The 23432-nt window shown below is 73.3% G+C and carries 14 protein-coding genes, 2 tRNA genes and 1 pseudogene; 12 read left to right on the top strand and 5 right to left on the bottom strand.

Features of this window, described 5'->3' with window-relative positions:
• Positions 1–44 precede the first annotated feature (44 nt).
• The 3 genes from ACSNOK_RS02525 to ACSNOK_RS02515 all read right to left on the bottom strand — a co-directional run bounded on the left by ACSNOK_RS02525 (position 45) and on the right by ACSNOK_RS02515 (position 4187).
• On the bottom strand, positions 45–887 hold the full coding sequence (locus ACSNOK_RS02525) for an aldo/keto reductase (RefSeq protein WP_436778867.1): 843 nt from the start codon (positions 885–887) through the stop codon (positions 45–47).
• A 250-nt stretch (positions 888–1137) separates the two neighbouring features.
• Positions 1138–2970: an AMP-dependent synthetase/ligase gene (locus tag ACSNOK_RS02520; protein WP_436778866.1), complete on the bottom strand. Its 1833-nt coding sequence runs from the start codon at positions 2968–2970 to the stop codon at positions 1138–1140.
• A gap of 215 nt (positions 2971–3185) precedes the next feature.
• Positions 3186–4187 carry a LysR family transcriptional regulator gene (locus ACSNOK_RS02515; protein ID WP_436778865.1) on the bottom strand — a complete coding sequence of 334 codons (1002 nt, stop codon included), beginning with the start codon at positions 4185–4187 and terminating at the stop codon, positions 3186–3188.
• A gap of 86 nt (positions 4188–4273) precedes the next feature.
• Between ACSNOK_RS02515 and ACSNOK_RS02510 the strand changes: the two are divergent.
• A pseudogene (locus ACSNOK_RS02510) lies at positions 4274–5344 on the top strand (bile acid:sodium symporter family protein); the annotation flags it as partial.
• A 323-nt stretch (positions 5345–5667) separates the two neighbouring features.
• Here ACSNOK_RS02510 and ACSNOK_RS02505 read toward each other — a convergent pair.
• Complete coding sequence (locus ACSNOK_RS02505) at positions 5668–6600, bottom strand: quinone oxidoreductase family protein (protein WP_436778864.1); 933 nt, start codon at positions 6598–6600, stop codon at positions 5668–5670.
• 137 nt (positions 6601–6737) lie between these two features.
• Between ACSNOK_RS02505 and ACSNOK_RS02500 the strand changes: the two genes are divergently transcribed.
• Positions 6738–7199: a MarR family winged helix-turn-helix transcriptional regulator gene (locus ACSNOK_RS02500; RefSeq protein ID WP_436778863.1), complete on the top strand. Its 462-nt coding sequence runs from the start codon at positions 6738–6740 to the stop codon at positions 7197–7199.
• 543 nt (positions 7200–7742) lie between these two features.
• Positions 7743–10196 carry a GTPase-associated protein 1-related protein gene (locus ACSNOK_RS02495; protein ID WP_436778862.1) on the top strand — a complete coding sequence of 818 codons (2454 nt, stop codon included), beginning with the start codon at positions 7743–7745 and terminating at the stop codon, positions 10194–10196.
• A gap of 94 nt (positions 10197–10290) precedes the next feature.
• Here ACSNOK_RS02495 and fdhD read toward each other — a convergent pair whose 3' ends face one another.
• Entirely contained in the window at positions 10291–11124 is an 834-nt protein-coding gene (gene fdhD, locus ACSNOK_RS02490; protein ID WP_436778861.1) for a formate dehydrogenase accessory sulfurtransferase FdhD, read from the bottom strand.
• Positions 11125–11466: 342 nt separating this feature from the next.
• Between fdhD and ACSNOK_RS02485 the strand changes: the two genes are divergently transcribed.
• The 9 genes from ACSNOK_RS02485 to ACSNOK_RS02445 all read left to right on the top strand — a co-directional run bounded on the left by ACSNOK_RS02485 (position 11467) and on the right by ACSNOK_RS02445 (position 23425).
• Positions 11467–13020 carry an aldehyde dehydrogenase family protein gene (locus tag ACSNOK_RS02485; RefSeq protein ID WP_436778860.1) on the top strand — a complete coding sequence of 518 codons (1554 nt, stop codon included), beginning with the start codon at positions 11467–11469 and terminating at the stop codon, positions 13018–13020.
• A gap of 353 nt (positions 13021–13373) precedes the next feature.
• Positions 13374–13461: transfer RNA gene (locus tag ACSNOK_RS02480), tRNA-Leu, on the top strand.
• 227 nt (positions 13462–13688) lie between these two features.
• On the top strand, positions 13689–14417 hold the full coding sequence (locus tag ACSNOK_RS02475; protein WP_436778859.1) for an HNH endonuclease: 729 nt from the start codon (positions 13689–13691) through the stop codon (positions 14415–14417).
• A gap of 49 nt (positions 14418–14466) precedes the next feature.
• Positions 14467–14853 carry a hypothetical protein gene (locus tag ACSNOK_RS02470; protein WP_436778858.1) on the top strand — a complete coding sequence of 129 codons (387 nt, stop codon included), beginning with the start codon at positions 14467–14469 and terminating at the stop codon, positions 14851–14853.
• 474 nt (positions 14854–15327) lie between these two features.
• A tRNA-Leu gene (locus tag ACSNOK_RS02465) sits at positions 15328–15415 on the top strand.
• A gap of 361 nt (positions 15416–15776) precedes the next feature.
• Positions 15777–18032, top strand: a complete 2256-nt coding sequence (locus ACSNOK_RS02460) for a hypothetical protein (protein ID WP_436778857.1) — start codon at positions 15777–15779, stop codon at positions 18030–18032.
• Position 18033: 1 nt separating this feature from the next.
• A complete protein-coding gene (locus ACSNOK_RS02455) occupies positions 18034–19344 on the top strand; it encodes a TRAFAC clade GTPase domain-containing protein (RefSeq protein ID WP_436778856.1) in 1311 nt (436 codons plus the stop codon).
• Positions 19341–21833 carry a GTPase-associated protein 1-related protein gene (locus ACSNOK_RS02450; protein ID WP_436778855.1) on the top strand — a complete coding sequence of 831 codons (2493 nt, stop codon included), beginning with the start codon at positions 19341–19343 and terminating at the stop codon, positions 21831–21833. The genes ACSNOK_RS02455 and ACSNOK_RS02450 overlap by 4 nt, the downstream gene beginning before the upstream one ends.
• Positions 21830–23425, top strand: a complete 1596-nt coding sequence (locus ACSNOK_RS02445) for a TRAFAC clade GTPase domain-containing protein (RefSeq protein WP_436778854.1) — start codon at positions 21830–21832, stop codon at positions 23423–23425. Before ACSNOK_RS02450 ends, ACSNOK_RS02445 begins: the two co-directional genes overlap by 4 nt.
• The last annotated feature ends 7 nt before the right edge of the window (positions 23426–23432 follow it).

The following is a 23432-nucleotide window of genomic DNA, read 5'->3' as shown; positions in this document are numbered from 1 at the left end:
GCTGCCTCGGTGTTGCCTCGGGACCGCCTCGGAGCCGGCCGGGATCAGAACTCGTCGAACGAGTCCGGGTGCGGGCCGAGCCGGGTGCCGTTGTCCAGGGCGGAGAACGCCGCCATGTCCTCGCCGTCCAGCTCGAACCCGAAGACGTCGAAGTTCTCGCGGATACGGGCCGGGGTCACGGACTTGGGGATGACCACGTTCCCGAGCTGGAGGTGCCAGCGGAGGACGACCTGCGCGGGCGTCCGCCCGTGCTTCTCGGCGATCCGGACGACCACCGGGTCGCCGAGGAGCTCCTTGCCCTGACCCAGCGGCGACCAGGCCTCCGTCGCGATGCCGTGGCCGGCGTGGTAGGCGCGGAGCTCGGCCTGCTGGAGGTAGGGGTGCAGCTCCACCTGGTTGACGGCGGGGACCACCGGGGTCTCCGCCAGGACGCGGTTCAGGTGCGCGGGCTGGAAGTTGGAGACGCCCACGGCCCGGGCCCGGCCGCTCTCGGCGATCTCGCCGAAGGCGCGGAGGACGGTGAGGTAGTCCTCGCGCACGGCGCGGGGCCAGTGGATCAGGTAGAGGTCCACGTAGTCCAGGCCGAGCCGGGTGAGGGAGGCGTCGAACTCCCGGAGGACGCTGTCACGGGTCCAGGTCTCGGAAGCGCTGTTCCAGAGCTTCGTGGTGATGAAAAGGTCCTCGCGGGCGATGCCCGAGGCGGCGATGGCCTTTCCCGTGCCCTCCTCGTTCTGGTAGACCGCCGCGGTGTCGATGCTGCGGTACCCCGCCTCCAGGGCGTTCGCCACGGCCGCGGTGGCCTCGTCGTCCGGCACCTGCCAGACGCCGTAGCCGAGCTGCGGCATCCGCACACCGTTGTTGAGGGTGATGGAAGGGACCTTGCTCACAAGCGATCGTTCCTTACGTGCTGACGGCTGCTTGCTTTGGGCGACAACAAGCGGGTTCCGGGGTCGCATTCCCGGAAATGGCCCGAGGTTGCGAGGGGGATACCAGAAAATTCGGCGTGTTTCAGGGATGGGCGGGGGCGGGTGAACAGGCGCTCGAACTAACGTGCGGGCGGCTGTCGTCTTGATGAGCGTACGGTCAAAAGACGATGGGGTCTCCGAACCTTCTGGCCCCGCTCCTCGGGGCGGCGGCCTACGGCACGGCGACGCGGTACAGGGCGTCGACGTCGGTCGCGTACGCCTTCTCTATCGCCCGCCGTTTGAGCTTCATGGTGGGGGTCAAGAGCCCCTGTTCCTCGGTGAACTGGCCGGCGAGGATGCGGAAGGTGCGGATCGACTCGCCCGGTGGCGCCTGGGCGTTGGCGGCCACCACGGCCCGCCGGATCTCGGCCTCCAGGTGCCCGTCGCGCACCAGCTCGTTCGGTGGCGGGACGGACCGGCCCCGCATCGCGCACCAGTGCGCCACCGCCGCCCGGTCCAGGGTGACCAACGCCGCGAGGAACGGGCGGCCGTTGCCGACGACCAGGCAGCGGTCCACGAGAGGGTGTGCCCGGACCCGTTCCTCCAGGGCCGACGGCAGGACACCGATCCCGTCGGAGGTCACCAGGTACTCCGACTTGCGGCCTCTTATCGTCAGGTATCCATCGCGATCGAGGGTGCCCAGATCCCCGGTGGCCAGCCAGCCGTCCCGGAGGACGGCGTCCGTGCCGCGCCGGTCGCCGAGATAGCCGGCGAAGACCTGTGGGCCCCGCAGCCATACCTCGCCGTCGTCCGCCACCCGTACGCCCGTGCCGGGGACGGGTGTGCCGACCGTGCCGAAACGGGGGCGGCCGAGCGGATTGGCCGTGACCGCGCCCGAGGTCTCCGTCAGCCCGTAGCCCTCCACGAGGGTGATGCCGGCGCCCGCGAAGAAGAGACCGAGGCGCCGGTCGAGCACGGCACCGCCGGACAGCGCGAAGCGCAGCCGGCCGCCCAGGCTCTCCCGGATCCCGGAGTAGACGAGGCGGTCGAAGACCTGGCGCCGGACGCGCAGCGCGGCGCCCGGGCCCGGACCGGTGCCGAACGACCGCTCCTCCAGGGCACTCGCATGACGGACGGCCACTTCCACCGCCGCCTCGAACGTCTTCCCCCGGCCGGTCCGCTCGGCGTCCCGCCGGGCAGCGGCGAAGAGCCGCTCGAACACGTACGGCACCGCGGTGAGGAACGTCGGACGGAAACTCCGCAGGCCGGGCAGCAGCGCCGACTCCGACATCCGGGGCTGGTGCCCCACCCGGGCCCCCGCCCGGACGGCGGTGACCTGCATCATCCGGCCGAGAATATGGGCGAGTGGCAGGACGAGCAGCGTGGACGCCTGTTCCCCGGGGCCGGGGCGGAAGACCGGGTCCAGGCGGCCGACGACGTTGTCGGCCTCCGCCATGAGGTTGGCGTGCGTGAGGACGCAGGCCTTGGGACGGCCGGTGGTGCCCGCCGTGTAGAGGACGGTGGCCGGTGTGCCGGGGGTGACGGTGGCGCGCCGGAGGTCGACCTCCTCGTCCGGGACACCGGCACCGGCCGCGATCAGATCGTCGACGGCGCCCGCGTCGAGCTGCCAGAGCCGGCGCAGGGCGGGCAGCCGGTCGATGACGGAGCCCACGGTCATGGCGTGGTCCCCGTGCTCGACGACGCAGGCGGAGGCCTCGGCGTCGTGCAGCGTCCAGTAGACCTGTTCCACGGACGCGCCCGGGTACAGGGGGACCGACTGCGCGCCGACGCACCACAGGGCGTAGTCGAAGAGCGTCCACTCGTACCGCGTCCGGGAGACGATCGCCACCCGGTCGCCGGGGCGGATCCCCTCCGCCAACAGCCCCTTGGCCACGCCCATGACCTCGTCCCTGAAAGCGGAGGCCGTCACGTCCCGCCAGCCGTCGGCCGTCCTGCGGGCGAACGTGACCCGGTCCGGGGTGGCGGCGGCATGCTCGAACACCGGGTCCGCCAGGCCGCCGGAGGCAGGCGGCGGTATCAGGGGTGGGACGGTGATCTCGCGCACAACCTCGCTCCTCGCCACGCTCCGTGCAGCGCGGGTGACCGTACCCGATCCCGTCAGGGTGAACCCTGAGGTTCCGGTAGACGGGCGGGGCTCACGGTATTTGCACGGAATCTCCGCGACCTGGACCGATCAACTGCCGACCGACCGCGACCGTTTCACATACCGAACGGGCCCGATCGCTGGGACACTTCGCCGCCTTCGATGGACCGCGCGCTTCAGGCACAGGTACTGCCGGACGCGCGACCCGCCCGGGCACCGCCACCGTTGTTGCCGGTGCCGTCGTCGGTACCGCCGACGCCGGTGCCTCTCCCTCCGTCCTCGCCGGGGCCGACAGGGGTGCCGACGGATGTGTGCAGGCGGTCACCGGCCGCGAGGATCGCCTGGGACAGCGCCTCCGCGCTGCCCCGCACCGCCGCGTCCCGCTCGGGGCCGGGACCTTGGAGCAGGACGACGTCGATGGCGCCGAGCTCCGGCAGCCCGGCGCGCGCGGGGACCGGCGCCAGCCCCGGCGGGATCATGCCGCGCGTGTGGGCCATCACCCCCAGCCCCGCCCGGGCCGCCGCGACCAGCCCGTTGAGGCTGCGGCTGGTGCACGTCACCCGCCAGGCGCGGCCGTCGCGCTCCAGGACGTCCAGGGCCCGCGCCCGGGTGATCGCCGGGGCCGGGAAGACGACCAGGGGAAGCGGCCGACGGACGTCCAGGCGCAGTCGCTCGCTGCCGATCCACACCAGGCGGTCCCGCCAGACGAGCCGGCCGTTCTGCGGTTGCCGGGGGTGGCGTTTGACCAGCACCAAGTCGAAACGCCCGGCCGCCATCTGCTCGTGGAGCGTGTCCGACAGGTCCACGGTGAGCTCCAGATCGACCTCCGGATGCTCGCGCCGGAAGCGTTCCAGCACCTCGGGCAGCCGGGTGAGGACGAAGTCCTCGGAGGCACCGAACCGGAGCCGTCCGCGCAGCCGGGTCCCCGCGAACCAGTGGGCGGCCCGCTCGTTCGCCTCCAGGATCGTGCGGGCGAAACCGAGCATGGCCTCACCGTCCTCGGTCAGCTCCACGCTGTGCGTGTCGCGGACGAAGAGCTGCCGCCCCGCGGCCTCCTCCAGCCTGCGCACCTGCTGGCTGACGGTCGACTGGCGCACCCCCAGGCGGTGGGCGGCCTGCGTGAAGCTGAGCGTCTGGGAGACCGCGAGGAAGGTCCGCAACTGCACTGGATCGAACACGACGGCCAGCCTATCGCCAACCGTGATGACAGTCAGCACGGTGAACGGGGTTCCCGATGGCCGCCCCGCCGGGCAGGCTGACGACCATGCGCTCACCGTCCCTTCCGGCCTTCTTTCCGCGCTCCTTCCTGTCCTCCCTCCGCTCGCGCATACCCGTCGACCCCTACGTGGCCGCGCTGCTCGGCACGGTCCTGCTGGCGGTTCTGCTCCCGGCCCGCGGCTCGGCGGCGACGGCAGCGGGCGTGGCCGCCAAGATCCTCGTCGGTCTGCTCTTCTTCCTCTACGGCGCCCGCCTCTCCACCCGGGAGGCCGTCGAAGGACTGCGCCACTGGCGGTTGCACATCGCGGTCCTCTGCTGCACCTTCGTGATCTTCCCCCTGCTCGGACTCGCCGCCCGCGGTCTCGTCCCCTACGTCCTCACACCGAGCCTCTACGACGGCTTCCTCTTCCTCTGCCTGGTGCCCTCCACCGTCCAGTCGGCCATCGCCTTCACCTCCATCGCCCGGGGCAATGTGGCGGCGGCCATCTGCGCGGGCTCCTTCTCCAGCCTCGTGGGCATCATCCTCACCCCCCTCCTCGCCGCTGCCCTGCTCGGTAACAGTGGTGCCGGGTTCTCACTCGACTCCCTGCTGTCGATCGTCCTGCAACTGCTCGCGCCGTTCCTCGCCGGCCAGGCACTGCGCCCCTGGATCGGGGGCTTCCTCACCCGCCACCGCACCGTCCTCGGCCGCGTCGACCGGACCTCGGTCCTGATGGTCGTCTACGTCGCCTTCAGTGCCGGCATGGTGCGTGGGGTGTGGAACCAGGTGACGCCGTGGCGGCTGCTGGCCCTGCTGGGCGTGGAAGCCGTCCTGCTGGCGGTCATGCTCGCCCTCACCGGCTACGGCTCCCGCCGGCTCGGCTTCTCCCGCCCCGACCGCATCGCCATCGTCTTCGCCGGCTCGAAGAAGGGCCTGGCGGCCGGACTGCCCATGGCCACCGTGCTCTTCGGCCCGGAATCCAGCCTGGCCGTCCTGCCCCTGATGCTCTTCCACCAGCTTCAACTGATGGTCTGCGCCGTCCTCGCCAAGCGGTTCGCCCGCCAATCCGAGGACCAAGCCCCCGAAGCGGACAACAGCGCCTTCAGGGCCGCTCCGGACGGCTCCGCTACGAGCGGGACCCCGTCGGACGAGACCGCGACCGACGACACCACACTGGACCGGACCACGCCGATCCCGACCGTGCCGCACGCCCCCGCGCCGAACGTCCCCGCGTTGGACGGCTCCGCGCCGGATGCCCTCGCGCCGGATGCCCCCGCGCCCAACGGCCCGGCGCCGGACCGGACCCCGTCGGCCGAGCCCGCCTCCGGCGGTGCGAGCCGGGCCAGGTGACCCAGGGCGAACCACGGAACAGGTGGCGTCCCCATCTCACCGCATCGCATCTCACCGCATCGCATCGCATCGCGCCGCGCCGCAGCACATCGGTCGGCGGGCTCGGGGCGTCACGCCGGCCGCAGCACCACCTTTCCCTGGTTGGCGCGCGCTTCCATGATCTCGTGCGCCTTGGCGGCGTCCTCCAGAGGCAGTTCGGCGTGGACGCACGGGCGTATCCGGCCTTCGGCGTAGAGCGTCCAGAGATCCTGTCGCCACTGCTCCATCAGGTCGGGTCGGTGTCGGGCTATCAGTGCCATCTGGAAGCCGATCGCCGATTTCGCGCCGACCAGCAGGTCGTATGCCTGGAGAGTCCCGCCCCCGGAGCTGTAGGCAACCAATCGCCCACCGGGTGCCAGCGCCCGAACGGCAGGGGAGAGGATGTCGCCGCCGACTGCGTCCAGGACGACGTCCACCGGGTCGCCCCAGGACTCGCTCTCGTAGGTGACGGCCTCGTCCGCGCCCAGGGACCGGACGAACGCGAACTTCTCCCGGGAACCCACCGCCGCCACCACGCGGCCCGCCCCACGAGCCCGGGCGATCTGCACGGCGAGGTGCCCGGCACCACCCGCCGCTCCCGTGACCAGCACGGACTCGCCCTGTGTGGGGCGTGCCGCTTCGTAGGCGCCGCGTGCCACCAGCCCGCATCGGACGAGGGCCACAGCGTCCGTCGCGCCGGCGCCGTCGGGGATCCGGGAGGCCATCGACGTGGACAGCAGGGCGTAGTCCGCGTAGGCGTCACCGAAGCAGAGGCCCGTGACCCGCTCGCCCGGCCGGAAGCCGGTCACGTCCGGACCGACCGCGACCACTTCCCCCGCGACGTCACCGCCCAGTCCCGACGGGAGGGGCTGCCCGCCCTCCCGGACCTTCCGCGTCACGGGCAGGGTGACGCCGATCGCCTCGACGCGCACCAGCAGTTCACCCGGGCCCGGGCGGGGGACCTCCGCCTCTTCGACCCGCAGGACCTCGGGACCGCCGTTCTCTTCATAGCGGACACGTCGCATGGCGCACCTCCACAGGCGTCGGTAGCGTCGGACACATTCATTGGGCGCCCCAACGGTTTCGACCGTAGCGGATGCCGTTGGGATTTCCAACGGTTTTCCGTGGGGATTCCCAACGAGTTCCGGGCTACCCTCGACGCATGGCACACACACGTACGGATCCCGGCACGGGAGAGCCCGCCCTCACCCACATCCAGTCCCTCCCAAGCTGGCTGCTCAACCGCGCCTCGGCCCGCGGGCGCCGTCTCGTCGCCGACGCGCTCGCGCAGGACGGCATGCGGATGCCCCACCATGCCGTTCTGTCCGCCGTGGCCGATCTCGGGCCCGTCGCCCAGGCGGAGCTCGGCCGTACCACGGGCTTCGACCCCAAGGACATGGTCGGCATCCTCAACGACCTCCAGGCGCAGGAGCTGATCACTCGCGCCCCCGATCCGTCCGACCGTCGCAAGAACGCCATCACGCTCACCGACGAAGGCCGCAAGCGCCTCGCCCGCCTCACCGAGTTGGGGGACGAGGCCAACGAGGAACTGCTCTCCGCCCTTTCGCCGGCCGAGCGCCAACTGTTCCTCGCCCTGCTCGCCCGCGTCGTCGGCCAGGGCTGACCGCCTCCGCGAGGTCGCCGCGCCGTCGCTTCCAACCCACGCGCGCCCTGCCTCGGGGGCTCCGAGGCGGGTTCGGGCGTCCGCCGGCGAACGGCGGGGGCGAACGGGGTGCGGTGGAGGTGAGAAGGCGTGAAGGCGACGTGGGCCAATCCCCTGAGGGCTGGCCTAGGGGATTGCCCGGAGGTGACCCTGGGGCGACCCTAGGGCGGCCCTGATATTCGGCCAAATCCCGGACGGCCTCCCCTCGGATCTGGTGGGATGGCTTCGCGCGGACGGTGGCCGAGGAATCGGGGTGGTGAGAGTGGCGTGGGGCATCGGCGGCCTCGCGAGCCCGCGGGGCGCGGCACGGAACGGACGGCCGAGCCCGAGCGGGTCACGTCTCCCGCACCGGCGGGGCAGCGGCGGAGCCGCCGGCCCCGCACGCGCCGGGGCGTTCGCGGTCCCGCCGCGGCCGCCGCGGTCGTCGTGCGGCCTCAAACCCCCGCCCCCGCAAGGCCGTCGGCGTACCACGCGCCGATTCCCCGCACCGCGAAAGGAGCCCGAGTGACCCTCCAGCAACTGCACTACTCCTGCTCGTCCGCGACCTCGGGCCCCCGATTCACCGCCGCCAGCCCCGACCTGCCCGCCCTGCTGCTCGGCGAGACCGAGCCCCTGCTCGCCTACGAGCCGCCGGACGTAGTCCAGCCGCCCGCCTCGGCCCGTCAAGTCCCCGTCTCCCGCGCCGCGTCCGCGACCGCTTCCGCCTCTTGTCACCCCCCTGCCCCCGCCTCCGCCCCCGCCTCCGCATCCGGCTTCCGCTCCGACGCGGACGGTGACGAACTCGCCGACCTCCCCGTCGTCTTCAGCCACAACCGTCTCTCCGACGGCACCCGCCTGCTCTGCCGCACCGTCTGTACCGGCACCTATCTCCGCGGCCGGCGCCACGCCTTCCACGCCCATGCCGTCCGGCTGACGCAGGACGGGCCCCTTCCCGGTGGTCTGCTGCCCATCGAGGCATGGGAATCGCCCTCCTGGGCCGACATGACCCCCGACGACGGCGTGCCCACCCCGCTCACGGCCCTCACCCCGGCCCGGCGCATCGGCAAGGAGGGGCTGCTGGAGTTCGTCACCGCCCGCGCCGAGCGGCTGGAGCCGTTTCTGACGGACGTACGGGCGCTGTTCCGCAGCCCCGACTCGCCTCAGCTGCTCGTCATCGAACGGGACACCACCCGTATCGCGCACTGGATCGCCGTCGCCAGCGCCGTTCTGCCCCGCGAGCACGCTCACCGTCTCACCTTCACCACCTACACCCGCCGACCCCTGCTCGCCCGGCACCAAATCGTCGGTGCCCTCCCCGGATCGGACTTCGACTACGCCCATGTGGCGGCCGACCGCCGGTACCGCGTCCACGATTGCGCGGGAGGGCAGTCCAGTCCCGCCCGGGACGAACCCGACCCCTGGGCCGCTGTGGCCGCCCGGGTCCTCCTGGCGGGGAAGCCCGCGCTGTTCACGGAGGCCGCCCGGCTCCGCACGGCCGGCGACCGCGACACCACGCACGACGCCGGCCGGCTGGCCGCCGTCGCCCTCCGCGAAGGGATCGCCCTGGACGCGGCGGGGCGAGCCGCCGCCGCCCGCTGGGCCCGCCAGCACACCCCGGGCGGCCGGGCGGACGCAGGAGGCGGCGCGGGCCCGGATCCGGTGGTCGTCGCCCTGGCGCGCGGAGGCACCCCGCGCACCACCGCCGAGTGGGCCGCCCTGGCCGAACTCACCGACCGCTTCGCGCCCTTGGCGGACCACCCCGCCGGCGAGCGGATCAGACGCGATCTGCGCGCCGAGCTCGACCGCGCCGCGCCCGGCGAGCCTCTCGAACAGGTACTGTCCCTCCTCCGCCTCGCCGAGGCCCTGCGCGTCGACCACACCCCCGTACTCACCGCCCGGCTGAGCGCCGCACTGCTCGGCGACGCCGCCCAAGACCGCGAACGGGTCTGGGCGGCGGTCACCGGACGCCCGGGGCTCACGACAGCCGTCCTCGACGCCCTGGAACGCACCGCGGCCACCGGTGACCCGACATCCGTCGTCCGCCTCCTCAGCACCGGCTTCCCCAGAGAGCACTTGGTGGACCACCCCCACCTGCGCATGGCGGCGGCCGTGGCAGACCGCCCGCTCCCGGCCGACGAGGACCGGACAGAGCTCCTCGCCGCCCTCGTCCGCACGGCCGGACGCCCGCACGGTTCCGACCCGTCAGTGTTGCGCACCGCCTACCGGCTGATCTGGGGCAGCGCCCGGCCCACCCCGGCGGAGACCGCCACCCTGCTGGCCCGGCTGCCCGCAGAACGGCACCGCGCGGCGGGCCTCGACGACGCGTTCGTCCGGTCCGCCCTGGAGAGCGGCCCGGACGACGAGCACGCGCCGGCCGTCGCCCGGACCCTGATCCTGCGGTGCGGCCGTCGGCTCGACCCCCGCCGGCGCGCGGCGCTCCTCCTCCTCGACCAGGCGGGAGCCCTCGCCGACGGAGACGAACTGCCGGGCTTCGCCGCCAGAGTCCTCGCCCTCCGCGAACAGGCCGCACCCTTGGAACCGGCCGTCGACGAGCGGGTGTGCGGCGCCCTCCTCCGCAGGCTGCTCTCCGGGGAACCGTGCCACGACGAGCTGTCCGCCCTCATCCGCTCCGGCGACGAGGAGCTGATCACCGCCTACGCCCGCATGGCCCGCAGCGGGGTGGCCGACCTCGTCCTGCGCCGCTCGCCCGAGTTCGCGGGCGTGTGCTTCGTCGCCTGGAACGTCGAGGCCGGGACGAGCGACCTCTGGGACGGGATCCGGAACGATCTGCTCACCGGAGTCCTGCGGCCCGCCGTCCGCCGCATGACCCGGGAGGAGCTGGACGAAGTCCAGTGGTTCCTGAGTGAACAGGACGGTCCCTGGGCCGAGATGTTCCTCGACTGGAACAGACGCCCCGGCGTGCTCGGCCGGCTGGGTTCCCTGTGCCGGACGGCGGGGGCGAGGGCTCGGCCGGACTGAGCGCTCCCGCTTGCGGTCCGTCGGCGCCGACCGGACAGGGCGCCCCCGCCCGTACCGGCTCATTCCCGCTCGGCTCCGGCTTCACCCCGGCCCGTCAGGGTGTCAGGACGCGTTCCTCGCCCGCGTAAATGTTCATCGAGGAGCCGCGCAGGAACCCCACCAGGGTCATTCCGGTCTCCAGTGCCAGGTCGACGGCCAGGGAGGACGGCGCCGACACGGCGGCCAGGACGGGGATCCCGGCCATGACCGCCTTCTGCGCCAGCTCGAAGGAGGCCCGCCCGGAGACGAGCAGGACGGTGCCGGACAGCGGCAGGGACCCCTCACGCAGTGCCCTGCCGACGAGCTTGTCGACGGCGTTGTGCCGTCCGACGTCCTCCCGTACGTCCAGGAGTTCGCCCTCGGCGGTGAAAAGGGCCGCTCCATGCAGGCCGCCCGTGCGGTCGAAAACCGTCTGGGCGGCCCTCAACCGGTCGGGGAGGGCCGCCAGCAGAGTGGGCGAGAGCCGCACCGGAGCCGCGCCGTCCGAAACCGGCCACCGGGCCGTGGTCCGTACCGCGTCCAGGCTGGACTTCCCGCACAGTCCGCACGACGACGTGGTGTAGACGTTGCGTTCCAGGCTCACGTCCGGGACGGGCACGCCGGGAGCGAGGCGTACGTCGACGACGTTGTAGGTGTTGGAGCCGTCGTCCACGGCCCCCGCGCAGTAGACGATGTTCGCCAGTTCCTCGGCATGCCCGAGCACCCCCTCGCTGACCAGGAACCCCGCTGCCAGCGCGAAATCGTCGCCCGGCGTGCGCATGGTGATCGCCAGCGGCTTGCCGTTGAGCCGGATCTCCAGCGGCTCCTCCGCCACCAGGGTGTCGGGGCGCGTGTTCACCGCCCCGTCCCGAATGCGGATGACGCGGCGGCGTGCGGTGACCCGTCCCATGCTGATCGGTTCCGTTGCTGTCGGAGGCGGCGGACGGCCTTATTCTCACCGGCGCGGCGGACGGGACGGGACTCGGGGGCGCGAGGGCGGAAGAGGCGGTGATCCCGGGGTGAGCTGGGGCGGCTCGACGGAATCCGGTGCGGCCGTTCCGGCCGACGGCCCAGGGGCGTGGCCGGCGGTCCGCGCCCACGACCCACCCCTCCACCGGTTACCGACAGTCGTACGTGATGTGGGCCTCATCGCGTACCAGGCGCCCTCCCACAGGGCCGGACAGGAGGCTACCGTTCAGTAGGCAACGTGCTGTTCCCCGCCCCGACTGTGCACCGAGAGCGGAGAAACCTCATGGCACCGACCCTCAACACCCTCGTCCTGCGCCCCGGCGCCGAATGGGACAGCGCCTGGCAGCGCTGCCTGGAGCTGGCCCCCGAAGCGTTCCGGGACGATCGCGTCCTCAACCTCTGGAACGGCACCTGGCAGGCGGACGGCCGCCCGCTGCCCGCCGTCACCCCGGTCGACGGCACACCCGTCGCCGGACCCCCGCGGCTCGACGCGGAGGCCGCCCACCGTGCCGTTCGCGCCGCGCTCGACCAGCACCGGACCTGGCGCGAAGTACCGCTCGCCGACCGCAGGGCCCGGGTGAGCGCCGCGCTCGACGCGCTGGAGGAACACCGGGACCTCCTCGCCCTGCTCCTGGTCTGGGAGATCGGCAAGCCCTGGCGGCTCGCGCGGGCCGACGTGGACCGGGCGATCGACGGGGTCCGCTGGTACGTGGACGGCATCGCCGCGATGACCGAGGGACGCGTCCCGCTCCCCGGCCCGGTGTCCAACATCGCCAGCTGGAACTACCCGATGAGCGTCCTCGCCCACGCCATGCTCGTCCAGGTCCTCGCGGGCAACGCGGCGATCGCCAAGACCCCGACCGACGGTGGCCTCTCCTGTCTGACCCTGGCCTGCGCCCTCGCCGTGCGCGAGGGGCTGCCCCTGACCCTGGTCAGCGGCAGCGGCGGCGAGCTGTCCGAGGCGCTCGTCCGGGCGCCCGAAATCGGCTGCGTCTCCTTCGTCGGCGGCCGGGACACCGGCGCCCGCGTCGCGACCGCCGTCGCGGACCTCGGAAAACGGCACATCCTGGAACAGGAGGGCCTCAACACCTGGGGCATCTGGAACTTCACCGACTGGGACGCCTTGGCCCCGCAGATCCGGAAGTCCTTCGACTACGGCAAGCAGCGGTGTACGGCCTACCCCCGCTTCGTGGTGCAGCGCTCGGCCTTCGCGGACTTCCTGGCCGTGTACCTGCCGGCGGTACGGTCGGTGCGCTTCGGGCACCCGCTGGCGACCGAATGGCCGGCGGACGACCTCCCGGACCTGGACTTCGGGCCCCTGATCAACGCGGCCAAGGCGAAGGAACTCACCGACCAGGTCGCCGAGGCGATCGACCGTGGCGCCGTCCCGCTGCACCAGGGCTTACTGACGGACGGGCACTTCCTCCCCGGCCAGGACCGCAGCGCTTACGTCCCGCCCGTCACCCTGCTCAATCCGCCGCCCTCATCCCCCCTGCACCACGCGGAGCCCTTCGGTCCCGTGGACACCATCGTCCTCGTGGACACCGAAGCGGAACTGCTCGCCGCCATGAACGCGAGCAACGGCGCCCTGGTCGCCACCCTCTCCTGCGACGACCCCGCGACCTTCGACCGCCTCGCCCCGCAGATCAGGGCCTTCAAGGTCGGCCACGGGAAGCCGCGCTCGCGCGGTGACCGCGACGAGCTGTTCGGCGGCTTCGGCGCGTCCTGGCGAGGCGCCTTCGTGGGCGGAGACCTCCTGGTCAAGGCGGTAACCCAGGGCCCGACCCCGGACGAACGCCTGCCCGGCAACTTCCCGGACTACCACTTGATGCCCTGACGCGAGGCGCGCCGGCCGGCGCCACACGTGCGGCTCCGGCGCGGGGCGCGCGGCCGGCGCGGCGTGTGGGGCCGATAGGGCACGCATCCTCCCGGGCCAAAGCACCCGCCCACCCGCGGCGACCTCCGGCCCCCCGCTGCCGGCCCCCGCTTCCTGACCCAGCCCATGGCGGCGGAGCCCCCGCAGTCGAAAACCCGACCCCGCCCCGTTGAGCGTCACTCAGCCGCCGATGAGCCGCCTATGCCCATAAAAACCCCTTATGGCCGCCTTAAAAACCCTGGTCAGAGGTGCTTCGAAACCTTGGTAGAGTTATCCGTGTCGCCGCGGGGAGCGCCCCGAGGAGACAGCACCTGGTCCGGGTGGCGGAATGGCAGACGCGCTAGCTTGAGGTGCTAGTGCCCTTTATCGGGCGTGGGGGTTCAAGTCCCCCCTCGGACACCACTGAGAACCCCAGCTGAGCTGGGGTTCTTCTGTTTGTGTGGCTCTGGCGTGACCAACCACGTGACCAACAGCCGAGCGGACTTCCTCGTCATGGCAGGCGCCAGTTGTCAGTGGCGGCACCTACTGTGCGTACATGAATGACAACTCACTGAACGGGCGGGAGTCGATGTGAGGCCGAAGGGTGTCGCGCTGTATCACGACATGCGGGTCGAAGAGGACTTCATCAAGTGCGCCACCCGCCTTTTCTCGATCCTCAAGAAGGCCGCCGCGAGAACCCCGGTGCTCCGCGCCACTTCTACCTCGATATCCAGGGGCATCGCGACGCCGCCGGCGGCTACGACGATGACGCCCTAGAGATCATCCGCGACTTCGTTCCGGGATTCCTCGGTCCGTATCTCACGGAGACCAGCACACCGCTCTACCAGGCGAGAAACCCCGAGCCGCAACGTGAGGACGTCCCTGATGTCCTGAACATACGAGACCCCGACCGTGAACACGCCTGCGACCATCGCGAGCTGCCCGTACGCAACCGTGACAGCCACCCCGACCCCCGCCGGTCCAGGCCCCCGGTCCGGGCCATCGCCGACTACCTCGGTCTCGATGAGCCCATCTGCCTGATCTGCTGGCAGGCGCCGGTGGAGAGAGCCCATGTCGTTCCGGAGTCGCTCGGCGGTTCCAACGGTGTGCGTAACTTCGCCCTCCTCTGCCCGCGTCACCACCGTGAGGCGCCCGATGTCGCGGACGCTGAGGCGTTCTGGTCCTGGGTCGACTATGCCTGTGAGCGCGACGGCCATATGAAGTGGGAGGGTGTGGAGCCTGAAACGCTGGCGAAGGCGGAACGTGTCGGCCTCCACATCGAGACGTCTGGGCGCGGAAAGGCCTGCGCCATTTCGACCGACTCCGTGACGAACTTGTGCGTCACTACGGCTGGTGCCCGGGCGCGAGGCCGACGATGACCGGCCGGTGGTATCGAGGCGTCCGTCGGTCGAGTTGGCGGAGCGGACGGTGCGCAAGTCGCCTGACAACAGTGGCGCGCGGAGCTTGGCCGATGCCGCACGGCGGGCGGACATCGCGATCGAGGCGGTGGCACTCGTGCGCGACATCATCGCTTCGACGTGGGTTTCGAGTGCTGAGGAGGTGCTGCGGGGCATCAAAGAGGAGGCGGCGGACCGCACCGCACAGTTCGAGCGGCTGGCCGATGAGTTGACGGGGCACGCAGTCTGTCGGTACTGCGGCCACGCTATAGCGCGGATCGGGGACGCTCCCTGGCGCCACAGCGCTGCGGCGCCCATTTCCCGTGGCTGTCGCGCGGCCAGTTTCGACCGGGACGGCACCTGGGACGATTCCCTCGATCGAGCGTGGAAGGGGAGTCCGCCGAAGACGTATCGGTGAGCTGTCCGCAGACGCCAGTAGGGACGCGGTGGCGCGTTGGTTGGAACTCGATTCGCTCCGCGCCTGACGCAGGAAGAGTTCAAGTCCCCCTCGGACACCGGCAAGATCAGACGAAACCCCCGTTCATCGGGGGTTTCGCTGTTTCGTGGCCGTGGGGCCTTGGGGCGGAGTGGTCGGCAGGTTCGGAAGCTCGCCGCCGGTGTGGGGCGTCCGGTAGCTGTTCGCCGGTTTCCTCGCCTTCCGGCCGTGAGTGTGCTCAGGCAGTGACGGGACGACAGCTGCGGAAGGACCGGTAGCCGGTCCGGCAGGCTTCGTATGTTCGGCCGACTGGTTCGCGAGGTGGTCGAAGGCCGCGCCGATGGGCCGCGGGGAATCGGCGCTTCCCGTCGCTCCTCGACCGTGGTCGGCTGGGCCTCGGTATACATGTAGACTTATCCATGTCGCCACGGGGAACGCCCCGTGAGACGACACCCGGTCCGGGTGGCGGAATGGCAGACGCGCTAGCTTGAGGTGCTAGTGCCCTTTATCGGGCGTGGGGGTTCAAGTCCCCCCTCGGACACCAGTGGAACCCCAGTTGACCTGGGGTTTTTCTGTTTTCCGGGGGCGGTCGCCGGGTGTTCGACGCCGGGTGGCCTGTGACCCACGCGTGGTCCCTGCGCGGTCCGCCGTGCGAGCGGCGGTCAGGGTCCCGGTTTCCGTAGGCGATCTTCTCCTCGCCTCCGCCCGGCCCTCAAGTGATCTTTGTCGAAATCCCCGGCGGTGACGCCGCCGATCTGATGAGATGGCCTCCGCACGTGGGGGACGTGGGACGTGCGGAAACACGACACTCATGGTCCGTGGGGGAGCAGGGGCGGATGGCACGGGAATTCGGGGAAGTGCTGGGGCTTCCCTTGGCGTTGCCGGATCTTCCGGTCGCTCCGCTCGTGCCCGCTTACGCCGACCTCCGCGCGCAGCAGGCGGCGCTGGGGCTGCGGCACGCCGCCGACGGGCTCTTCCCGCCGACCGCGGGGCAGCCCGCGCGTGCGGTGCGTTTCCTCGTGCTGGACGGCCTGCGGATACCCGGGCGGGGAGGCCGCCCGCGCCATGTCGACCGCCGCTGTATAGCCGAGCTCCGTGCCGCCCAGGCCGGACCGGAGGCGACGGCCGCGGCCGCCTGGACCGCGTTGCTGGCCCGCTACGACGCCATCCTCGCCGAGGATCCCATGGGGCTGCGCCGCGTCGTGCTGTACGAGCTCTCGCGCCTGCTGGGCGAGGATCCGCAAGGTCCCCGGCCGGAGACCGCCGTCGCCTTGGGCGTCGACCCGCTGGAAGCCAAGGCCCTCGCCTACGCCGCGGGCCGTACGCCGCGCCTCGACGCCGACGGGCGGGAAGCCGCCGAAACCCTCCCGGACATATGGCGCGCGCACCGCGTCCGCCGTGCCCATGCCCTCGCCGGACGGCTTCCCACGCCCCTGCGCGATCAGCGCCTCGCCCGGCTCGTCGCCCGCATCGAAAGCCGGGCCGGGCACGCGGACCGGCTGCTCCGCGAGGCGAGAGCCCTGAAGCGAGCCGGTGAAGGGGAAGCCGCCGTCGGCCTGTACCTGCGGGCCGCCCGGGCCGCCGAGGACGACGCCCACGCGCTGCGCGGTCTCGTCCTCGCTCGCCGCCCGGGCGGGCTCCGCGTGGAGCCCGGCCATGAGGGTGTGCGTCTGGAATGGCGGATGGATGCCGTCTCCCCGGTCTCCGACGACGCCTCCCTCGTCTCCCCGGCTTCCCCTGCCTCCCCAAGCGCCAAAGCGTGGCGGATCCTGCGGCACGCGCCCGGGCACGCCCCCGTGGCCGTCGGAGAAATCGCGGCGACGCCCCCGCCCGGTGCGGGCGCGACCGCCGCCGTCGTCTTCACCGATGCCACCGCCGCCCTCGGCACCCGCGTCCGTTACGCCGTCCTCCCGCTCGCGGGCGGCCGGATCGCCGGGCTTCCGCTCGTCAGCCCGGACGTCCTCGTCGCGCCCGAGGCGGACGAGGTGCGGCTGTCCGACGCCCGTGCCCGGATCGAGGCGGAGTGGCGCACTCCGCCGGAGGCACGCCGCGTCGTGGTCGTACGCTCCGGGCCGTCCCCGGACGCCACGGCCGCCGAGATACCCGCCGCCCTCCACGGCTTTCGTGACGAGGGGCTGTCACCCGGCACGTACGAGTACGCGATCAGATGCGTCTACCGCACCGCCGACGGCCGCGAGATCCGCTCGCCGGGGCTCCGGGTCCGCCGGACCGTCCACCCGTGGCCCACCGCGGTGACCGCCCTGACCGTGGGGCCCGGCAGCACCCCCGGGACGCTGGAGGCCACCTGGACGGGAGGCGACGAAGGGACCGTCAGCCTGCGGGAATGGCCCGGTACGCCGCCTCCGGCCGGACGGGACCTGCTCCCCGGCGCGGATCCGCTGCCGCCGCCGCTCCCGTGGCCCCGTACCGGGCCCACCGCGTTCCGGCCGCCGCCCGGCACCGCCGCGTACCTCACCGCCGTCACCGTGCTCGGCGAGCGGGCGGTCACCGGCCCCAGCGTCCGCGTCGACGTCCCCGAGGCCGTCCGGGCGCTGACGGTGCGCCGGGCCGGAGCCGGCCGCGCGCGCCTGACCTTCGAGTGGCCGGGAGAGGCGGACAGGGTCCTGGTCCGCTGGTGGCAGGGCGGGGAAGCCGGCGAGCGCGTGGTCGCGCGCAGCACCTATTTCCGCGAGGGGCTGCACCTCGACGTCACGGCCGCCGCGCTCCGCGTGCAGGTGGAACCGGTACCCGCCGGGGGCGCCGACGTACTGCTCCCGCCATCGCCGGCGGCCGCGGAGCTCCCCGCCGACGTGGCCGTCGCCTACACGGTCGGCCGGTCGGCGCGGATCCCCGGCCGGCGCCGCCGGGTCACCGTGCGGGCGGAAGCCCTCGGCGCGGCCGGCCCCGCCGCGCTCCCGGACCTCCTGATCGTCGCCCGCGCCGAGGCGGAGCCCCTGCCCCGCACGCCCGAAGACGGCACGCCGGTGGGGCGCCTGAGCGGAGCGGAGTTGAGGGACGGGCCGGTGTTCCAAGACGTGGCGACGGCCGTGGCGGAGGCGGGGATCCGGCGCCCCTATACGGTCCGCGCCTTCCTGCTCGGCCCGCACGCGCACGCGGTGCGCCTCGAAGACCCCCCGTACAAGGACCTGGTGGTGCGCTGACATGACGACCGTCATCTGTCCCTACTGCTTCACCCGCGCCCGGGCGGCGCAGCTCGGCTACCGCTGCCGGATGTCCGCCACGGGCGTGCGCGGCGGGACCACGTGCGATCCCGAACGCGACGACGTCTGGGCCGACTTCATGGGGCCCGCTGTCGGCCCGCAGGCCCGGATGCGCGGCCCCGTCTTCCAGGCCCCCCGCACGCTGCGGGGCGGCGGCGGCCGGACGGACTGCCCCGGCTGCGGCGTCTCCACCTCCGTGCGCGTCTGCCCCCGCTGTCACAACGACCTGCCCACCGACTACTGCGACCAGGACAGCCGCATCATCGCCCTGGTGGGGGCGAAGGCCACCGGCAAGAGCACCTATGTCACGGTCCTGGTCAACGAGCTGCGGCACCGCGTCGGAAGCGCGTACCGGACGTCGATCGCCGCGATGGGCGACACCCAGCGCCGCGACCGGGAGATGGCCGACGAGCTTTACCTACGACACCAGCTCCCCGCCACCACCAGGCCCGCGGCGCTGGGGTTCAACGACCCGCTGCTGTACCGGCTCAGCGTCCCCTCCGGTAACCGCGTCCCTTCCGGCAACCGCTTCCCCTCCGGTACCCGGTTCCCCGGCGGCGGCCGGTTCCGGAGCGGCAGCAGGCACACCGCCCTGGTCTTCTTCGACGCCGCCGGCGAGGACCTGCGCAGCGCCGAGGCCATGGACCGCTACACCACCTACCTCGCCGCCGCCGACGGCATCATCCTGCTCGTCGATCCCTTGCAGCTGCCATCCGTCCGGGACGAGCTCGCGGGCCGGGAGGGGCCGCCCCTGCCGGCCGTGGAGACCCCGCCCCAGCAGATCGCCGCCGACATCGCGGCACAACTGCGCAGCCACCGCCGCGCCGGCGCGCGCGGCAGGCTCGCGACCCCCGTCGCCGTGGCGCTCACCAAGACGGACGTGCTCCGTCCGCTGCTCTCCCCCCAGTCGCCGCTGCACCACAACGCCTCGCACCAGGGCGGCATGGTCGACGAACACGACCGCACCGCCGTCCACCACGAGGTGCGCTCGCTGCTGGACGGCTGGGACGGCGGGGCGCTGTACCGGCAGCTCGAGAGCGACTTCTCCGACGTAGGGCTGTTCGGCCTGACCGCCCTCGGCGCGTCCCCGCCGGCCGACGCCCCGGCCGACGCGCCCAGGTCGGGCCCGCAGCCGGTCCGTGTGGAGGACCCGCTCCTGTGGCTGCTGGCCCGCCGGGGGCTGCTGCCCGTGCGCAGGGCGACGAGCGCGGCCCGTGCCGCCGTACGCGCGGAGGGGGCTGGCATCGCGTGACGCTCCAGCAGCTGCATTACACGTCGGCCGCCCCGGGCCCGGACGGTTCCGGTTTCCGCTTCACCGCCGTCAGCGAAGACGTGCCGGCCACCCTGCTCGGGGAGGTGGAGCAGCTGGTGGGGTACGAGCCGCCGCGCGACGCCCCGGCCCGGCCCACCGCCGACGAACTCGCGGCGATGCCCGTCGCGTTCGGCCACCACCGTCTCTCCGACGGCAGCCGCCTGCTCTGCCGGGTCGTCTACGTCGGCACCGACTACAGCGGGCGGTACGGGAACTTCCACGCCCACGCCGTCCGGCTGCCCGAAGGCCGGACGCTGCCCGGCGGCATGCTGCCCATCGAGGCCTGGGGCTCCCCGTTCTGGGCCCGCGACACCCCCGAGGGAGGCAGTCCCGACCAGCGGAAGGCGCTCACCCCGGAAGGACGCCCCGGCAAGGCGCGCCTGGTGGAGTTCGCGCGGTCCCGGGCGCGGCGGCTCGAACCCTTCCTCGCGGACGTACGGGCCCTGTTCCGCGCCGCCGACGCCCCCCAGCTCCTCCTCGTCGAGCGCGACAGCGCCGACGCGGCGAACTGGATCGCCATCGCCAGTTCCGCCCTCCCCACCGGCTTGGCCGACCGACTGACCTTCACCACGTACACCCGGCGGCCCCTGCTGGCCCGTCAGCAGATCGTCGGCACCTTCCCGGACGCCGACGCCGACTTCGGCGAGATCGTGTCCTCGCGCCGCTACCGCGTCCACGGCGGCACGGACGCGCCGACCGGGCCGGCCCCCGCGGCGTCCGACACCTGGGCGGCGGTCGCCGCCCGGCTGTGGCTGGCGGGACGGCCCGAGCTGGTGGCCCACGCCGCGCGGCGGCAGCCGGACGCCGGCATCGGCGTGCCGGACGACGCCGGGTACCTCGCCGCCCTGGCGGTGCGGGAAGGGGTCGGCCTGGACGCGGCCGGCCGTACGGCGGCGGCCCGCTGGGCCGCGGCGCGCTCCTCCGCCGCCGGCGTTTCCGAGGACTCCGCGGCCGGGCTTCTGCCGGGACTCGCCGCCGGCGGAACGGAACGCACCGCCGAGGAGTGGACGGCCCTCGCGGACCTCGCCGACGCGTTCGCCGCCCTGGCCGGCCATCCGGCCGTCGAGCCGCTCGCACACGACCTGCGGGCGGAACTGGACCGCGCGTCCACCACGTCCGGCACCCCCCTGGACGTGCTCCTGGCCCTGCACCGCCTCGCCGGGGCCCTCCGTCTCGACCGGACCGCCGTCGTGCCCGTCATCGCGGAACGGACGACCGCCGGTCTCCTCGACGCCTCGTCCGGCACCGGGGACGCCACCCGAGCCGCACTCGGGCATCCCGAGCTCGCGGCCGCCGTCCTCGGCCTTCTCGACCGGGCCGCCGCCACCGGTGATCCGTCGGCCGTCGCCCGCGCCCTCCCGGCCGCGCTCCGGGGCGCCGCCCTCGCCCTCCATCCCCACCTGCGCATGGCCGCGGCCCTGGCCGACGGCGGTCACCGCCCGCCCGCCGACCGCCCCGGCCTCTTCGACTTCCTCATGAGCAAGGCGGGGGACGAGGGCCGGAACACACCGTCCGTACCGCGCACCGCCTTCCGGCTCGCCTGGGGCGACACTCCGCCCACGACCGCGGAAGCCGGCATTCTGCTCGACCGGATCCCCGAGGCGTGGCTCTCCGGGGCAGGGCTCGACACCATCCTCGTCCGGACGGCACTCGACAGCCTCCCCGACGACCGGCACGCCCCCCGGCTCGCCAAGGAACTGCTGGCGCGCCGCGGCGCGACCCTCGATCCCCGGCAACGCGCCGCCCTCTCGCTGCTCGACCTGGCCGGAGACCTGGCGACGGGAGAGGCCGAGCCCCGGTGCGCCGGCCGCGCGGTCGCCCTGCGCGCGCAGGCCCGGCCGCTGGAGCCGGGCATCGACGACCGGGTGAGCACCGCGCTCGCCGAGCGGCTCCTCGACGCGGACACGCCCCCCGCCGAACTGCTCGTCCTCGCCCAGTGCGACGACGGCCACTTCCTGCGGGCCTACGCCCGGGCGGCGCGCCGGGAGAGCGTCGCCGACCGGATGCGCCGCGTCCCCCCGTACGCCGCGCACTGCTTCGTCGCCTGGCAGACGGCGTCCGGCTCCGGGGGCCGCTGGGAGGAGATCCGCACCGACCTGCTCACCTCCGTCCTGCGGCCCGTCGTGCGCCGTATGCCCGCCGAGGACGTGGACGCGCTGCGCGAGCGGCTGCGTCAGAGGGGAGGCCCCTGGGCCGCGAGATTCGAGGAGTGGGAACGCCCCGGTGTGCTCGGCCGGTTCGGGAGCCGCTGGAGGGGCAGGGGCGGCAAACGGCCCGGCGGCGCGAATGGCCACGGCGCCGGCGACATCCAACCCCCGCGCGACGAGCGCGTCGAGCCCCCACGCGTCGAATCGCCCTCGCCCCGCGAGGAATCCCCACGCATCGCGCCCCCACGCATCGAACACCCTCGAGAGGAGCGTCCCCGTTGAACGGTGGCCCCCTGGCCTGGCTGCTGATGATCGTGTGCCTGGGCGCGGGTCCGGTCGCGGCGGCCGTCTTCCTCCGTACCGTCCCCGACTTCCTGTGGCGCGCCCTCCACACGACCGCCCGCTGCCTGGGGCCCTGGCGGCCGGGCGCCCCGGATCCCCGGGTCGAGACGCCCGGCGGTGTGGACGAGCCCGCCCATCTGGCCTACTGGTACCGCCAGGTGTGGACGGACGTGACGTCCGCGGCCCAGAGCGGCGTCAGGGCCGCCCGGTACGCGCTGGTCCACTACTGGTTCGGACGCCTCACCCGCAACCTGCTGGGCGGCCGTAGGCCTTCGGGCCCCCAGGGGAAGAACGCCTTCACCCGTGCCGTGATGGTGATCGTCGGCCTCGGTACCGGGGTGGGCGCGGGCGCCGCGGCGGTCGTCTCGGGGCTCGTCTTCGCGGCGGTCCTGCTGCTCTTCCTGCCGGCCGTCGCCCTGGTCTGCGCGGCTCTGGCCACGGCCGCCCTGGCGGTACGGGCGGGGGAACGGGTGCTCCTGCTGGTGCGCGGGGTCCGCATGGCGTGTCCCCACCCCGGCTGCTACCGGCGGATCGCGCGCCCCGCCCACACCTGCCCGGCGTGCCAGGCGCGCCACGGCCGGCTACGGCCGGGCAGGTACGGGGTCCTGCGGCGCGTCTGCGTGTGCGGGACGACGCTGCGCACCGTCCGCTCCGGCGGGAGTGACGGGCCGGCGCCCCAGTGCCCGTACTGCGAGCAGCGGCTGCCCCGGGCGCTGGGCACCGCGCGGACCGTGCACCTGCCCGTCCTCGGAGGCACCTCGTCGGGGAAGACGATGCTGCTGGCCGCCGTGGTCGGAGGGCTGGCGTCCTGGGACCGGCGCGGCCTGCTGACCATGGAGTGCGCCACCCGCCACGACGCGGACGAACTCGCGGCGCTCTCCCGGCAACTCGACGGGCAGGGTTGGGCGCACGCCACCACGGCCCGCCGCCCCCGCGCCCTCATGCTCCTCGTCTCGCGGGGCCGCCGCCGGCGGCTGCTGTACCTGTACGACCCGATGGGAGAGAGCCTGCGCGACCCCGGTTCCGTGCGTGAGCAGCAGTACCTCGCCCACGCCGACGGGGTGGTGCTGGTCGTGGACGCGCTGGCCGAACCGGGCGTGCGCGCCACGCTGACCGGTGACGACGGGGGCCGGGCGGTGGCGGCCCGTCCCTCGCCCGAGGGGCCGACGGCCACGTACGAGCGGCTGACGGGGGAGATGCAGGCGCTGACCGGCCGGCGCGGGCGCACCCCGGTCGCCGCGGTGGTCACCAAGCGGGACGTCCTCGACCAGTTGGTCTCGCTGCCCGTTCCCGGTCCCCGTATCGACGTCTGGCTGGAGAGTGTGGGGCTCGGCAATCTCGTCCGGGGCCTGGGCCACGACTTCGGCCGGACCCGTTACTGGGCGGTCAGCGCCCACGCGGCCACCGGCGTAGGAGCCCTGGACGGCGAACAGCGGCGTGCCGCCGAGCCGGTGCTGTGGCTGCTGGGGCACACCGGCTTCCCGGTAAGGAAGTTGCTGACGGAGGAGACGGGAACTCCGGTAAAGGCGTGACGTCGCA

This window comes from Streptomyces sp. URMC 126, from assembly GCF_051386555.1.
In the GTDB taxonomy this organism is placed as follows: Bacteria; Actinomycetota; Actinomycetes; order Streptomycetales; family Streptomycetaceae; genus Streptomyces.
Note: the sequence above shows the minus strand (reverse complement) of the source record. Positions and strands in the feature narration are given on the sequence as shown.

What these genes read in the sequence shown, in the direction of transcription:
- ACSNOK_RS02455 (WP_436778856.1), top strand. Translation starts at nt 18,034, where the DNA reads ATGACGACCGTCATCTGTCCCTACTGCTTCACCCGCGCCCGGGCGGCG.
- ACSNOK_RS02505 (WP_436778864.1), bottom strand. Translation starts at nt 6,600, where the DNA reads ATGCGACGTGTCCGCTATGAAGAGAACGGCGGTCCCGAGGTCCTGCGG.
- ACSNOK_RS02500 (WP_436778863.1), top strand. Translation starts at nt 6,738, where the DNA reads ATGGCACACACACGTACGGATCCCGGCACGGGAGAGCCCGCCCTCACC.
- ACSNOK_RS02485 (WP_436778860.1), top strand. Translation starts at nt 11,467, where the DNA reads ATGGCACCGACCCTCAACACCCTCGTCCTGCGCCCCGGCGCCGAATGG.
- fdhD (WP_436778861.1), bottom strand. Translation starts at nt 11,124, where the DNA reads ATGGGACGGGTCACCGCACGCCGCCGCGTCATCCGCATTCGGGACGGG.